The following is a 14045-nucleotide window of genomic DNA, read 5'->3' on the forward strand; positions in this document are numbered from 1 at the left end:
ATGGCACCGGACCTCGCCGCCGGGCATCCGGCACCTCAGCGCCACCGGGTCGGCCTCGTTCAGGTCGCCTTCGGACTTGCGGGCGCACCACTCGCCTGGGTCGGTCTGAGCCTCGTCAATTACGGCCTCGCGAGCCAGTCCTGCGCCACGGATGCGGCGGGCGCGACCTGGGCAATCCTCGGCGTGGCCGACATCCTGGGCCTCGGGATTTCCCTGGCCGCCCTCTGGTACGCGCACGCCGCGTGGCGACGCACCGGGACCGAGCAGGCGGGCGGCCAGCAGCGGACGCTGGAGATCGGGGAAGGCCGCACGCGCTTCCTGGCCCTATGCGGGATCGTGACGAGCCTCGGCTTCGCGATCGGAATCCTGTTCGCGTTCCTTCCCATCCTGCTGGTCTCGACATGCTGATCGATCGCCGTCGTCCCCGGCCGAGGGGGCCGCTCGCCCTCGCCGCGCTCGCCTGCGCTCTCTCGACCGCCGGCTGCGACGGTCAGGCCACCGCCGGCGATCGGACCGATGCCCATGGCGCGGTGCACCTCATCCGGAGTTACGGCTGCGGAGGCTGCCACGAGATCCCCGGCGTCGAGGGAGCGACCGGTCGGGTCGGCCCGCCCCTCAACGGGATCGGCCGGCGGGTCTTCCTCGCAGGGATGCTGCGGAACGAACCGCAATCCATGATCCGCTGGCTCCGGGATCCGCAATCCGTGGTACCCGGCAATGCCATGCCGAACATGGGGATCACCGAGGACGACGCCCGGACCATCGCGGCTTATCTCGCGACCCTCCGCTGAACGGATTCCGACGCCGATCGGACGACGATGCAAGATTGGTTCGGCGACGCGAGATTTCTGGACGGACTCTGATCCAGGTCGATTCGGGACCGGCGCCGCCGATGTAGATCGGGTCACCGGACATGCTCCGGTCGGCTCCGCCGGTTCTGACACGCCCCCGATCCTGGCCGGCGGAGCCGCCTCTCGTTCACACGCCGCCATGAGGATGGATCATGCCCCACACCGCCGCGACGCCTGACGGCTTTTGGGACACGGTCGCGGACCATGTCACCGCGAAGGTCCGGCCCGTCCTTCGACAGCGCCGGAGCGCGCGGGGTCCGGTCATCGCCTATCTCCGTGATCTGGAGACCGTCGCGCGCCGGGAATGCGAAAGCCGGGCGGCCATTCAGGTCATCGCCTCGGGTCGGCACGTGCTCGGAGACCGCAGCGAGATCGGCCCAACGGACGGCCCGTTCTCCCGGACCTGACGATGGCTCAGGAGCGCGATCGAGCGGGATGCCCGCCCTTCACGCCAAAGCAGCTCGACCGCAGAGGGCTGCCCGTGGATGCGACGGACCCGACAGCAGATGACAACCGATCCTCGCCGGAGGACGAAACAGCGGCCATCGATCCGGGCCGACGAGGTGAGCGAACTGAACCCGAACCGGATCAGCGAACGCTGAGCGCCCGATAAAAACCGGCCGCGTAAGGACTGCTCAGACTCGTAGCTCCATGCGCGAATGGCCCGATCCGCTCGGGCGTTTGGAGGCGGAGCGCCGGAAGCGAGGCCGCAGCCCGCCACCGAAGACTACCCGGGGTGATCGCCTGCGCGGTGCTCTCGACGGCCGTGATGGACACAAGGTCGAACGGCCGGTTCTGCGCCCATCGGCGATCCGGCATGGCATCGTCCGGCCGAAAGCTGACCGGCTGCGTCAGGGGTATGGCCCATCAAGCGGACGGCGCTACCGGCGCGGGACAGCGCCCGGCGAACAAGTCGGCCTTTCAGGAGACATCCGAGGGCGGCACTCGTTCACGCAGCGTGCGTCGCGCCACCAGCCCGAGCGTCGAGCCCTGCACGATGATGGTGAACAGCACCACCGCGTAGGTCGATGCCAGGATCGCGGGCTTGGCGTCGCTCTCCGGTATCGAAAGCGCCAGTGCCACGGAGATGCCGCCCCGAACGCCGGCCCAGGTCAGGAACGGCACGTTGCGGGGCGAGAGGTTGCCGCCCCAGCGGAAGGCGAGGAGCGGCGTCGTGACGGCCACCAACCGGGCGACGAGGACGATGGGAACCGCACAGGCGGCCAGTGCCAGGCCGCCGAGCTCGAATCGCAGCACCAGCACCTCCAGCCCGATCAGCAGGAACAGCACCGAGTTCAGCACCTCGTCGATCAGGGTCCACAGCGCCGAGACGTAGCCTTGCGTCTCCTCGCTCATGGCGTCGCGCGGGGCCCGGTCGCCGACAAGGAGCCCGGCGGCGACCACCGCGAGGGGGCCGCTGAAATGCAGCTTCTGGGCGAGGGCGTAGGTGCCCGCGACCAGCGCCAGTGTGATCAGCACCTCGACGGGGAAGTCGTCGATGGCGCGCATGGCCCGGTAGGCGACGTAGCCGGTCGCGATCCCCAGGACGAGACCGCCGCCGGCCTCCTGCAGGAGCAGCGTGGCGATGCCGCCAGCGCTCGTGGCCTCCCCGCCGGAGCCCGCCGCGAAGGCCACGAGCACGGTGAACAGCACGATGCCGATGCCGTCGTTGAACAGGGCCTCGCCCTGCATCTCGACCTCGAGAGTTTCCGGCACCTTGACGTTCTTCAGGGTCGCCAGCACCGCGACCGGATCGGTCGGGCTGATGAGGGCGCCGAAGACGAGGGCCCAGGAGAGCGGGACCGGCCGCCCGACGAGGTCGGCCGCCAGCCAGAACGCGCCGCCCACGATGGCCGTGGAGATCAGGGTGCCGAAAAGCGCCAGCGTGGCGACAGGCCAGGCCCGGTCGCGAAGCATGCGCAGGTCGAGGCTCATGGCGCCGGCGAAGAGGAGGAAGGCCAGCATGCCATTCATCACCACCTCGGTGAAGTCGACCTGCCTCAGCACCCTGGTCAGGTCCTCGTAGAGGTGCTGGCCCGGGAAGGCGAGGTCGAGACCGACGAGGGTGAGCGAGGCAAGCAGCCCCATCACCAGGAGGCCGATGGTATGCGGCATGCGCAGGAAGCGGCGATTCAGCCAGCCGAACAGGGCCGAGAGGGTCAGCAGCAGTGCGGCGAGGTCGAAGATCGAGATCATGGGACTCTCCCGCCCGCGCCGGAGCGGGCTGCGATGGGTTTGCCGGACTGGAGGCTCATCGCGGCTGGAGGCGTTCGGTCGCCCCGGCGGCGGCGAGCACCGCGTTGGCGGCGGCGACATCGTCGGCGTCCCGCTGCGGCGTCATCCTCCCCCGTTCCCCGGTCTGCCGGCACAGACGGACGAGAAGGGGGACGTGGTCCGAGCCGAAGGCGTCGAGGCGCTCGACGTCCAGCGTCGCGAACCCGCCTTCGTGGAAGACGTGGTCGAGGGGCCAGCGGATCCAGGACGAATGGGCGTTCCAGGTCGCGACGTAGCCGTAGCCGCGGCGCGGGTCGATCAATCCGGAGAGCCTGGCCATCCGCTCCACGGCGATCTCCCACGGCGTGGCGTTGAGGTCGCCGGCGAGGACGCCCGGCTCGACCCGGTCGCGCAGCACCGCGGCCGCCGCGTAGAGTTGGGCGTCCCGTCCGCGGGCGGATTGCCAGGGCTGCGGCGGCTTCGGGTGGAGGCCGACGAAATCGATGACCTCCCCGCTGCGCAGGGTGACGCCGGTCACGACCGCCGGCGTGTCCTGCCCGGCGAGATGACGGATGCCGCCGTTCACCAGGGGCAGACGCGAGAAGAAGTGGATGCCGTAATACGACCCCGTGATCCGCTGCAGGGCGTGGGGCATCGCGGCGAGCACGGGCTTCAAGGCCTCGTCCCACCACGTGTCGGTCTCCATGGCGAGGAACAGGTCGGGTTCCTCCCGCCCGACGGCCTCGACCAAGGGCGCGGCGTTCCGGTTCCCGAGTTGCACGTTCGCGATCAGCACGGAGAGCCTGCGCTCCACGGGGCATTCTTCGACCCGCATGCCGCCCGTCGGCCGATATGGCCACAGGATCCAGGCGTTGACCGCCAGTGCGAGGGTCACCAGCGCAAGAGCCGGAAGGGTCGACCTGGGAGCTCCCCGAAGGAAGGGAAACAGGGCCAGACCGACCGCCAGCAGGCCTCCGGCGAAAGGCAGGCGCGGAAAGTCGAGCAGCCGCACCGCCCACCACTCGGTCGGGATCAAGGGCACGAAGCTCGCGGCGGCCAGGATGGCGGCAAGCAGGATGAGCGCGTAGCGGGCGAGGGCCTTCACGGGCGGCGCCCGGCAGGTTGGCTCACCGCCAGCCGAGAAACGCCGGTCGGGCTGTCCCCGCAATCGGGGCAGGCGGAGCTCAGCGCATGTCCTTGGGCAGGTGCTTGATCGGGTCGGTCCGGCCGCCCTGGGTCTTGCTCTGGACCGAACCCTCGGACTGCATGACGTCGGTCGAGGACTGGATCGCGCTCGGCGGTGCGACCTGCCCGTTGCCCTCGTGGCGCGCGTTTCCGGCGCCCTTCACCGTCGAGGTTCCCGAGGGCAGCGTCCCAGCGGTCGGCTGGTCGATAGAGCTGGCCGCGGACTGCGCGCTCGCGGGGCTGGCAAACGCCACGCCGACGGCAAACAGGAGTGGGCCGACGATGCGCGTGGCGGCGCGACCGGACGCGGCCCGGGCGAGGTGGAGCGAATTCATGCAAACGGTCCTGTCGGATGGACGGCGATCGGGGGTGTCGATCTGAAACCCCGCCGGCCCCTTTGGTTCCTCGTCGGGCGCAGGGCCGCCGAGGCGCGACGATCCGTTTCCCGGGTGGTCCGTCCGTACGTCGAACGCGAAGCCGGGCCCGGCACGCTGCCGGGACGGCGATGTCGCCGTGGTCGAACCCGTCCCGTGACACACGGGGCGGGCCGTCCGAGGTGTCGGCTTACTTCGGCATCAGGACGCTATCGATGACGTGCACGACGCCGTTCGACTGGTTCACGTCGGCCTGCTCCACGAAGGCGCCGCCGCCCTTCTGATCGATCAGCGCCAGTCGGTCGCCGTCCATCTTCACCGTCAGGACCTGACCCTCGACCGTCTTCAGGTTGGCGTCGGCGCCGCCCATCTTGGCCTTGGCCATCAGTTCCTTGGCGTCGAGCTTGCCCGGAACGACGTGGTAGGTGAGCACGGCCGTCAGCGTCTTCTTCATGTCCGGCTTCAGGAGCGCGTCGACCGTGCCGGCCGGCAGCTTCTTGAAGGCGTCGTTGGTCGGCGCGAACACCGTGAACGGGCCCTTGCCATTCAGGGTGTCGGCGAGCCCGGCGGCCTTCACGGCGGCGACGAGGGTCGTCAGGTTGCTGGCCTTGGACGCGTTCTCCACGATGGTCTTGATGGGCATCATCGGCGCGCCGCCGACCATGGGGGCGGTCTCGGCGAAGGCCGGCGCCGCGAAGGCCAGGCCGGAGGCGAGAAGGGCGGCAGGCAGAATCGTACGCATCATAAAGGGTCCTGTAGGCGTCATCACGGCTCGATCGTCGAGGCTCGTCACGGCGTTACGGGATGATGAGCGTTCGGGTTTCACAGCCTAGATCACAAGAAATTCATCGCCCCTGCGTAAATGACGCGGGCTTAGTTTTTCTTCATGCCAGTTTGCTCGACCTTATGCTGACGCTTAATTGTCAGCGGCACGGTTCCCGGGCCCTTTGTTCGGTCCCTGACGAGCGGGAAACTAGCCAAATAGTCACACGCGGGCCGTCGTTTTTTCTGAACGTTTCCTGAACGCGAACGTTGGGGCTCCGAACTGTGCAGCCGGAACGGGGACGAGTCCGGTCCCGTCAGGGGCGATCCGAGCGGCACCTTCGAACCAACACTCGGGAGATCTTCTTGCTCTATCGCACGTTCGCCGCCGCCGTCGCGCTCGCCTGCCTGTCGGCCCCGGCCCCGGCCCTGGCCCAGACGACGCCCGCGGCCCCGGTTCCCGGCACCGCCATGCCCGCGTCCTCCGACATGACATCCTCCGGCCGGGGGATGACGATGGCCGACACCGCGACGGTCAAGCTGAAGTACGTGACCGTGAAGCCCGCGGACGTGATGTCGTCCAAGCTCATCGGCACGACCGTCTACAACAACAAGAACGAGACCGTCGGCGAGATCGAGGATCTCGCGATCGAGAACGGCAAGACGCTGACCGGCGTCGTCGTCAGCGTCGGCGGCTTCCTCGGCATCGGCGAGAGCTACGTCGTGCTCGATCCCGCGACGCTCGCCATCAGCGACAAGGACGGCACGTGGGCGGCGCACGCCGACACCGACAAGGACACCCTCAAGAACGCGCCGAAGTTCACCTACTCGAAGAAGAAGAGCTGATCGGCCCCACGGAAGGAGAGACGACCATGAAGCACACCATCCTCGCCTCGGCGCTCCTGGCCGGTCTCGGCCTCGGTGCCTCCACGATGCCGTCGACGGCCCTGCCGATGACCATGACGGGCGTCGCTCCGGCCGCGAACGCCGACCTCGTGCAGGTGCGCATGCACCGGCGCCACCGCATGCGGCAGGGCTCGGCGAGCCGCGGCAACGCCGCCATGCCCTCACGGGGAGCCCGCGGCCAACAATATGGTGGAACCACCGGCGGCCCGCGTCGCTGATCCGGCTGAGATATGATCCGCGGGGGCCTGCCGCCCTCGCGGACCGAAGATGAAGCGCCGCCGGCTGGCACATCCGCCACCGGCGGCTTTCCCATGAATCGGGATCCCGCATGATCTTTTCGGAAGCGCTGGGACGCCTCGAAGGGCTCGGCCGCTCGGCCGCCGCCCTCGTGCCGGGGCTCGTCATCGCCCTCGTCCTGTTCGGCGTCGGATTGCTGATCGCCCGCGGCGTCCGGGCCGCCGTCCGCCGGGCCGCCGAATTGCGGCAGGCCTCGCCCGGCTCGGCTTCGGTCCTCGGCCGCATCGCCGGCGGCATGACGATCCTGGTGTCGTTCCTGGTCGCGGCCTCGGTGGCCTTCCCCTCCGTCTCCGCGGCCGACCTGTTCAACCTCCTCGGAATCGGCGGCGTGGCCATCGGCTTCGCCTTCCGGGACGTGCTCCAGAACCTGCTGGCCGGGATCCTCATCCTGCTGACCCGTCCGTTCGTGATCGGCGACCAGATCCGGGCGGGCTCGCACGAGGGCACGGTGGAGGACGTGTGGGTGCGGGCCACGGTGCTGCGCACCTACGACAATCAGCGGGTCCTGATCCCGAACGCGACGCTGTTCGTCGACAAGATCACGGTGATCACCGCGCACGACAAGCGCCGGCTCGCCTTCCCGCTCACCATCGGCAACGGCGACGATATGAAGGAGGCCCGCCGCGTCATCGTCGAGGCCCTGCGCGGGACCGGGGGCGTGCTCGCCGACCCGGCGCCGGAGGCGCTGGTCACCGGGCTCGGCGCCGCCGGCGTCGACATGACGGCGCGGTTCTGGATCGACCCGCCACGCCGCCGCGACGCGGTGGATGCGCTGGACCACGCGATCTCGAACGTGAAGGACGCGCTGACCGCCGCCGGCATCGACCTGCCGTACCCCACGAGCCAGGTGCTTCTGCACGACCAGACCGAGGCGTCGGACGGCGACCGCACCCGCCAGCGCGAGGGCTGGCCCGCCGGCAAGACTCCGCCGCGAGCGCGCTGGCAGGTGCTCCGCGCCGATCGTGACGACCGCGAACGCGAGGACGCCGAAGGCGGTCGTTCCGAGAGAAAGCAGGAGCCGGCATGAAGGCGCGCCTCCAGGCCTGGATCGAGTTCCTGGGCGACCTGTTCTGGCTCAGGCCCGCCCTGATCGTTCTCGGCTGCCTCGGGCTGGCCCAGCTCGGGGTCTGGTTGGAGACGGCCCACATCGCCAGCTACGACGCGTCCTCGCCGAACCAGAACTGGGGCTATTCCGGAGGCGCCGAGGGGGCGCGGGCACTCCTGAGTGCGGTGGCGTCCTCGACCATCGGGGTCGCCGGCACCACCTTCTCCATCACCATCGCGGCCCTGACGCTGGCCTCCGGCCAGATGGGCCCGCGGCTGCTGCGCAATTTCACCCGTGACGCCCGCAACCAGGTCGTCCTGGGCATCTTCCTCGGCACCTTCGCGTACGCGCTGATGGTCCTGCGGACGGTGCGCACGGTGCAGGAGAGCCCGTTCGTCCCGCACCTCGCGATCACCGGGGCCATCGCGCTGGCGCTGCTGTCACTGGCCACCCTGGTCTGGTTCGTCCACCACATCGCCGTCAGCATCAACGTCGAGACGGTTGTCGACGCCGTGCACCGCGACCTGTGCGCTGCCGTCGAGGCCCGGACTTGCGAGACGGCCGGTATGACGCTCCCGGCCCGGCTGCCGACCGGTGGCGGGGTCCGCATCGAGGGCAGCGGTTATCTCCAGGCCGTGGATGAGGACGGGTTGGCCGACTGGGCTCACGCGCATGGCGCGACCGTTGCCCTGCGCGTGCGACCGGGGGATTACGTCCCGAGGGGATTCCCGGTCGCGTTCCTCTCCGCTGGGATCGAGGACGTCGAGGTGGCGCTCAACCGGGCGCTGACCTTCGGACGCCGCCCGGCCGCCCTCCAGGATCTGGAATACTCGATCCGGCAGCTCGTCGAGATTGCAGTCCGCGCGCTGTCGCCGGGCATCAACGACCCGTTCACGGCCGGAAGCGTCGTCGACCATCTCGGGGACGCCCTCTGCCGCGTTGCGTGGCGCCACCTGCCGTCCGGAACGGTCGTGCGCGACGGCCGGGTCGTGCTCGTCGTTCCGGTCACCGACTATGACGGCTTGTGCGATGCCATGTTTCACATGATCCGCCAGAACGCCGCCGGCTCGGTGCACGTGCTGGCCCGGATGCTCGACGTGCTCACCCGCGTCGCCGAAGTCGAGCGTCTGACGGACCGGACCGCCGAACTCGCCCGCCATGCGGACCTCGTCCTCGCCGCGGCCCGGCGCGACGTCGCGGATCCGCACGACCTTGCCGACCTGGAGGCACGGCATGTCCGTTTCACGGTGACACGCATGGGCGGCGATCCCGCGTGAGCGTGCACGGCAATCCCGGACGCCATCGCCAAGGGCCATCGTCACGTCGTCCATCAGGCCGACCACCGACTGACCGGCTACGCGCTCCTGCTCCGCATCGCAGCATCCCCCTCGCTCGCGCCCGCTTCGGAACGACGCAAGGACGGCGTCACAAGGACAGGCCGACCTGCGACCAGAAGAGATAGTAGGCCGCGACCATCAGCGCCGCGTAGGCGGGCGCCAGGAGCGCCCCCAGCCTGAGCAGGTCCCTCGCCGTCCAGGCCGGTCGCTCGGTGCCCTGAAAGATCAGCAGCGCCTTCGAGGAGACCGGCAGGGTGAGGCAGTAATCCATCCCGACATTCGCCAGGAACGCGACCGCGACCGGGTTGAGGCCGAGCCTGTCCGCCAGGAGCAGCAGCGGTGGCAGCAACGCGACCACCCGTGCGGTGTGTGACACCATGTAGAGGTGCGCCGACAGGCTGAGCGCCGACAATCCGAGCAGGATCAGGAGCGTCGGGCTGTCGCCGTCCAGGCCGCTCGCCGACAACGCCGAGCCGATCAGCCATTTCGCGGCCCCCGTGGAGATGAGGGCCCGGCCGAGCACCAGGGAGGCGGCGATGAACAGTACCAGCCCCCAGTTCACGGCCTTCACGCCATCGTCCCAGTCGAGCACGCCGACGACCGGCATCGTCAGGACCACCGCACCCACGACCGCCACGGTGGCGATGCCGAACGGGTGATACCCCTCCGTCAGCCAGAGCCCCAGCATGGCGAGCACGACCGCGCCCGTCCGCCATTCCCGGGCGGAGAGAGGACCGGACGGGGCCTCGATCTCCGCCACCCGCCGCGCCAGCGTCTGCCGGTCGAGGAACAGGCGGCCGATCAGGAAGGTCGTGATCAGGCAGGCGGCCATGCCGAACGGCAGGCCCCAGAGCATCCATTGCCCGAAGCCGATGCTCTGACCGGAAAGCCGTTCCAGCAGGTCGACGGTGACGAGGTGCGAGCCGGCGCCCGTGAGGCTGCAGATCGTCGAGATGACGACGAGGGCGGGGATCAGCAGCCCGACGGCCTTGGCGAGACGCGGGTCGTCATCCGCCTCGGTCAGGCTGCGATGGAGCGGCAGGAGCACGGTCGCCCGCCCGGAGGTCGAGGGGATCAGGAAGGCCAGGGGGACGATGCCGAGCGTCAGTCGCCACATCAGGCCGCCGACCGTGGTCCCGCGCCCGGCGATCACGGCGGTGAGCCGGTCGGCGAGCCCGCTCTTCTCGACCGCCGCACCGAGGACGAAGGTGCCGATCACGAGCCACACCACCTTCGAGCCGAGGCCCTCGATCAGCGCCCGCTGCTCGACGGCCCGGACCGCGACGAGGAAGACGGCGGCGGCCACAGCGACGTAGGCCGCGCTCAGGTCGGTCAGTATCCAGAGGATCGCGGCTCCGCCGAAGGCCAACAGCGCGGCCCGCGCCGGCCAATCGAGCCCGTCGGGAAACCACACCGCCGCGGCAAGTGCTGCGAGGGCCGCCGCAACCACCCGCTCCCGCGCATGAATCGCCATCAGGTTTGGTCGGTGCGGCTCGGGGGACTGATAGACCCGCGGCGATCGGATGCCGGGGCGAGGTACGTCCCGCTATCAGGGACGGCGACAGAAACGGGCGTGCGCATGGAGATCCTTCCGCTGCCGTCGTCGCCGGATGACAGCGTAGATGACCATGAAAATGGCCCGCCGCGGCGATCCGCGGCGGGCCCTGTGACGATGGCTTAATACGTGGCCTGGCTCAGCAATCGTCGCCCTTGCCGGCCTTGTCACCGAGCTGCTGGTTGGCTCCCGCGTTGTTCATGGCGCCGACCGTGCCCGGCGAGGCCGGCTGCTGGCCGCCAGCGAGGTTCTTGCTGGACGTGCCGACGCCGGCGCCCTGGTCGGTCTTCGCCTCGGATCCCGGCTTCTGGCCGACCATCTGGTTGGCACCTGCGGCGTTCATCGCGCCGACCGTGCCGGGCGAGGCGGGCTGCTGGCCGCCAGCCAGGTTCTGGCTCGACTTGTCGACGTCCGAACTCTTCGGGTTCACCTGACCCGGGGTGGGGTCCTTCGCCTTCGTCGTCCCGGTGTTGCACGGGGCGGCGAGGGCCGGCACGGCCAGGGCGAGGGTGGCCACGACGGCGATGGCAACGGATTTCATAAGCGTATCCTCAGAAGTCTTTGATTGTCGCTGACAAGACTTTGGACAGCCCCAGGTTCCAGGCGAAGACGGTCGCACGCGCGCAGGTGGAATTCAGCGACCCTGCCGCGCCCGCGGCCCGATCCGGCGACGCTGCGGACGCGTGCTGCGCTACCGGAGGGTGAGCGCGTCCAGCCAGCCCTGGGCTGCGGCGTAGCGGATGATCTCCGCCCTGGATCTCAGGCCGAGCTTCTCGGCGGCCCGGGCCTTGTAGGTCTCGACAGACTTCACGCTGACGTCGATGCGCCGCGCGATCTCCTTGTTGCTGAAGCCCTGCGCGATCAGGCGCAACGTCTCCGTCTCCCGCGGGCTGAGCGCTTCGCCGGTCTCGGCCGGCTTGGACCCCGCCGCCGTCGCGGTGCCGTCCCCCACGGCGTGTCCGGCGACGGACGGATCGAGGTACACGCCGCCCGCCGCGACGGCGTGGACCGCCCGCAGGAGGTCCTCGGCCGCCGAGCGCTTCAGCAGATAGCCCCGGGCGCCGGCCTTCAGCAGCGGCTGGACGTAGGCGGCATCCTCGTGGACCGTCAGCACAAGCACCTTGGTCTCCGGACACTCGCCGGTGACGCGCTCCGTCAGTTCGAGACCGTTGAGGCCGGGCATCGACACGTCGAGCACGGCGACATCGGGTGCCACGGACCGGATCAGCGGCAGCGCCTCGCCGCCGTTCGTGGCCTCGCCGACCAGTTCAACCTGGGCATCGGCGTTCATGAGCGCACGGATGCCCGCGAGGACGATGGGATGGTCGTCGGCGAGGACGACGCGGATGCGGCCCATGGATCGGTCCTTCATGCGCAGGGCGCTGGCGGAACGGGGATGGCGATGAACAACGTCGTGCCGACGCCCGGGGAACTCTCAAGCGTGAGCCCGCCGCCCAGGAGGGACAGGCGCTCGCGGATACCGGACAGGCCGAGGCGCGGCTTGGCCGGCGCGCGGTCCTCTGGAGATTGGGAAACGGCCTCGGGATCGAAACCGACGCCGTCATCCTCGACGATCACCCGCACCTCCCCGGCGCGGTGCTCGACCGAGACGCTGACGGTGTCGGCCCGGGCATGCTTGAGGACGTTGGTGAGCGCTTCCTGCACGATCCGGTAGACCGCGCTCTCGGCGGAGGGCGGCAGGCGCACGGGCTCGCCGAGGATTTCCAGGTCGGCGCGGACGCCGTGGCGCTGGCCCCACTCGCGCAACTGCGTGGCGAGGGCCTCTTGCAGGCCGAGGTCGTCGAGGGCGGTCGGGCGCAGGTCGACGGCGGCGCGGTGGATGTCGCGCCCGATCTCGCCGGCGAGGGCCTGCAGCCACTGGACCTGACGCCCCGCCTCGAGGGTCGCGCCCCCGGCTGCGAGGAGCCGCTCCAGGCCCTTCAGGCCAAGTGAGAGCCCGGTCACGGTCTGGCCGACCTGGTCGTGGAGCTCGCGCGCGATCCGGCGCTGCTCGTTCTCCTGCGCCTCGCCGAGGCGGCGGAGCAGTTCGAGCCGTTCCGCTTCGGCCCGCTTGCGCGGCTCGATGTCGGACACCACGCCGTAGATCAGGCCGGCCGCGGCGGCGCCGTGCAGCCGCGGAGCTCGGCCGGCCAGGCGGACCCAGCGCGGCGCGGGGGGCGAGCCCGCGACCCGGAACTCGACGTCGAGCGCGCCCCCGTCCGCAAGGCTCCTGTGCAGGTCGTCGGCGAGCCGGGCGCGGTCGTCCGGATGCACCATCCCGATCACCCTGCCGGCATCGGCCTCCGTCTCGCCGGACTCAGGGATGCCGGTCTGCCATCCCAGGAGATGGGCCGCGCGCGGCGACCCGGTCACCGTGTCCCGAACCATATCCCATCGCAGCGTTCCGAGTTCGGCGGCCTCGGCGGCGACGGCGCCCTGCTCCTCGCTCGACTTGAGCGCCAGGGAGAACCGCGCGCGCTCGCCGGCCCGCCTCTGCGCCATGTCGCGGCCCACCAGGCCGACCAGCGCCAGCGCGAGGCCGATGCTGAGGACACTGCCGCCGGCCAGGACGAGGTAGGCGCGCAGGACCGGGGCGTTCAGCGTCGCGGCCGGCATCCCGAAATGCACCGACCAGCGCCCGGTATCCGCCAACGTCCGGTAGACGACCTCGACGTTCGAGCCCTCCAACGTGGAGCCCGAGTAGAAGCCGTTGGGCGCGTGCCGGATCGCCGCCTGGAGTGCGGCGTCGGCCGGTTGCCCGAGTTCCTCCGCCTCGGCGCGGGTGCGGGCGATGGTGTTTCCGTCGGCATCGACGATGGTCCCCACCCAGCCGTCCGGCGCGCCGGCGTCGCGCAGGATCGAGCTGACCGCATCGTTGGCGAGACCGACCGAGAGGACGTAGCGGAGGCCGCCTCCCCGGATGACAGGCACCCGCAGGGCGACGAGGCGCTTGCCCGAGACCGGGCCGACCGGGCCGATGCCGCCGACCACGGGACGCCGCGTCCCGACCACCGTATCGAAGCTCCCGCGGTCGGCGGTGGGGCCCAGCTCGTCGTCGAGGGAGCGGAGCAGGTTGACGACCTGGCGGCCGTCCGGATCGGCCAGTTCCACGGTCTCCCAGAGGGGACGCCCCGCCTTCAGCCGCTCGGCCTCGGCGTAGAAGGCGGCGAGGTCGGGCTTGTCGAGGGTGGCGGATGCAGCCTCCGCTTCGAGGACGCCGATCTGCGCGGCGATGTCGGAGGCGACGCGCTCAGCGACGCGTGTCGCGCTCGCCACCGCGGCGCTGCGGGTCAGGTCCCGCTGTTGCTGCGCCATCAGCGTGGCCACGCAGGCGCTGAGGAGGAGCACGGGGATTGCGGCGGCGAGCGCGAGCGCGACGAAGGTGCGGCCGTTGCCCCGGCTCAGTTCGGGCCGGTCGCCGCGGCCGTCGACGTCGTCTCTCCGAAGGGGCATACGCGGGCACTCGAAGGAGAACGTCCGTGGTGAGCGCCGCAGCCTGCACGGTCCGCAGGCCTCTGA

Annotated in this window: 15 protein-coding genes; 7 read left to right on the forward strand and 8 right to left on the reverse strand. The window is 70.3% G+C overall.

Going from position 1 to position 14045, the window contains the following annotated elements:
* From ACYQPG_RS04945 to ACYQPG_RS04955, 3 genes are all read left to right on the forward strand, one after another.
* The gene (locus tag ACYQPG_RS04945; protein ID WP_147940273.1) at positions 1-408 is read left to right on the forward strand and encodes a hypothetical protein; all 408 of its coding nucleotides are present in this window, start codon (positions 1-3) and stop codon (positions 406-408) included.
* Positions 402-791 carry a c-type cytochrome gene (locus tag ACYQPG_RS04950; protein WP_147908649.1) on the forward strand — a complete coding sequence of 130 codons (390 nt, stop codon included), beginning with the start codon at positions 402-404 and terminating at the stop codon, positions 789-791. The genes ACYQPG_RS04945 and ACYQPG_RS04950 overlap by 7 nt, the downstream gene beginning before the upstream one ends.
* Before the next feature lie 212 nt (positions 792-1003).
* Complete coding sequence (locus ACYQPG_RS04955) at positions 1004-1258, forward strand: hypothetical protein (RefSeq protein ID WP_147908648.1); 255 nt, start codon at positions 1004-1006, stop codon at positions 1256-1258.
* Positions 1259-1772: 514 nt separating this feature from the next.
* Here the strand turns inward: ACYQPG_RS04955 and ACYQPG_RS04960 are convergent.
* From ACYQPG_RS04960 to ACYQPG_RS04975, 4 genes are all read right to left on the reverse strand, one after another.
* On the reverse strand, positions 1773-3047 hold the full coding sequence (locus ACYQPG_RS04960) for a cation:proton antiporter (RefSeq protein ID WP_147940272.1): 1275 nt from the start codon (positions 3045-3047) through the stop codon (positions 1773-1775).
* 55 nt (positions 3048-3102) lie between these two features.
* Positions 3103-4170 carry an endonuclease/exonuclease/phosphatase family protein gene (locus tag ACYQPG_RS04965; RefSeq protein WP_147940271.1) on the reverse strand — a complete coding sequence of 356 codons (1068 nt, stop codon included), beginning with the start codon at positions 4168-4170 and terminating at the stop codon, positions 3103-3105.
* Positions 4171-4249: 79 nt separating this feature from the next.
* Complete coding sequence (locus ACYQPG_RS04970) at positions 4250-4585, reverse strand: hypothetical protein (protein ID WP_246692137.1); 336 nt, start codon at positions 4583-4585, stop codon at positions 4250-4252.
* 229 nt (positions 4586-4814) lie between these two features.
* Positions 4815-5369, reverse strand: a complete 555-nt coding sequence (locus ACYQPG_RS04975) for a fasciclin domain-containing protein (RefSeq protein ID WP_461230409.1) — start codon at positions 5367-5369, stop codon at positions 4815-4817.
* Between the two features lie 383 nt (positions 5370-5752).
* Between ACYQPG_RS04975 and ACYQPG_RS04980 the strand changes: the two genes are divergently transcribed.
* From ACYQPG_RS04980 to ACYQPG_RS04995, 4 genes are all read left to right on the forward strand, one after another.
* Positions 5753-6232: a PRC-barrel domain-containing protein gene (locus ACYQPG_RS04980; RefSeq protein ID WP_461230410.1), complete on the forward strand. Its 480-nt coding sequence runs from the start codon at positions 5753-5755 to the stop codon at positions 6230-6232.
* Between the two features lie 26 nt (positions 6233-6258).
* Positions 6259-6510, forward strand: a complete 252-nt coding sequence (locus ACYQPG_RS04985) for a hypothetical protein (RefSeq protein ID WP_461230411.1) — start codon at positions 6259-6261, stop codon at positions 6508-6510.
* A gap of 110 nt (positions 6511-6620) precedes the next feature.
* Complete coding sequence (locus ACYQPG_RS04990) at positions 6621-7616, forward strand: mechanosensitive ion channel family protein (RefSeq protein WP_461230412.1); 996 nt, start codon at positions 6621-6623, stop codon at positions 7614-7616.
* On the forward strand, positions 7613-8911 hold the full coding sequence (locus ACYQPG_RS04995; protein ID WP_147908643.1) for a DUF2254 domain-containing protein: 1299 nt from the start codon (positions 7613-7615) through the stop codon (positions 8909-8911). The genes ACYQPG_RS04990 and ACYQPG_RS04995 overlap by 4 nt, the downstream gene beginning before the upstream one ends.
* 148 nt (positions 8912-9059) lie before the next feature.
* Here ACYQPG_RS04995 and ACYQPG_RS05000 read toward each other — a convergent pair whose 3' ends face one another.
* The 4 genes from ACYQPG_RS05000 to ACYQPG_RS05015 all read right to left on the reverse strand — a co-directional run bounded on the left by ACYQPG_RS05000 (position 9060) and on the right by ACYQPG_RS05015 (position 13979).
* Positions 9060-10445, reverse strand: a complete 1386-nt coding sequence (locus ACYQPG_RS05000; protein ID WP_461230413.1) for an SLC13 family permease — start codon at positions 10443-10445, stop codon at positions 9060-9062.
* 220 nt (positions 10446-10665) lie between these two features.
* A complete protein-coding gene (locus tag ACYQPG_RS05005; protein WP_147908641.1) occupies positions 10666-11067 on the reverse strand; it encodes an exopolysaccharide production protein YjbE in 402 nt (133 codons plus the stop codon).
* Between the two features lie 150 nt (positions 11068-11217).
* On the reverse strand, positions 11218-11883 hold the full coding sequence (locus ACYQPG_RS05010) for a response regulator transcription factor (RefSeq protein ID WP_419828848.1): 666 nt from the start codon (positions 11881-11883) through the stop codon (positions 11218-11220).
* Positions 11884-11894: 11 nt separating this feature from the next.
* The gene (locus ACYQPG_RS05015; protein WP_461230414.1) at positions 11895-13979 is read right to left on the reverse strand and encodes a sensor histidine kinase; all 2085 of its coding nucleotides are present in this window, start codon (positions 13977-13979) and stop codon (positions 11895-11897) included.
* Between the last annotated feature and the right edge of the window lie 66 nt (positions 13980-14045).

This window comes from Methylobacterium sp. CM6246, from assembly GCF_054818005.1.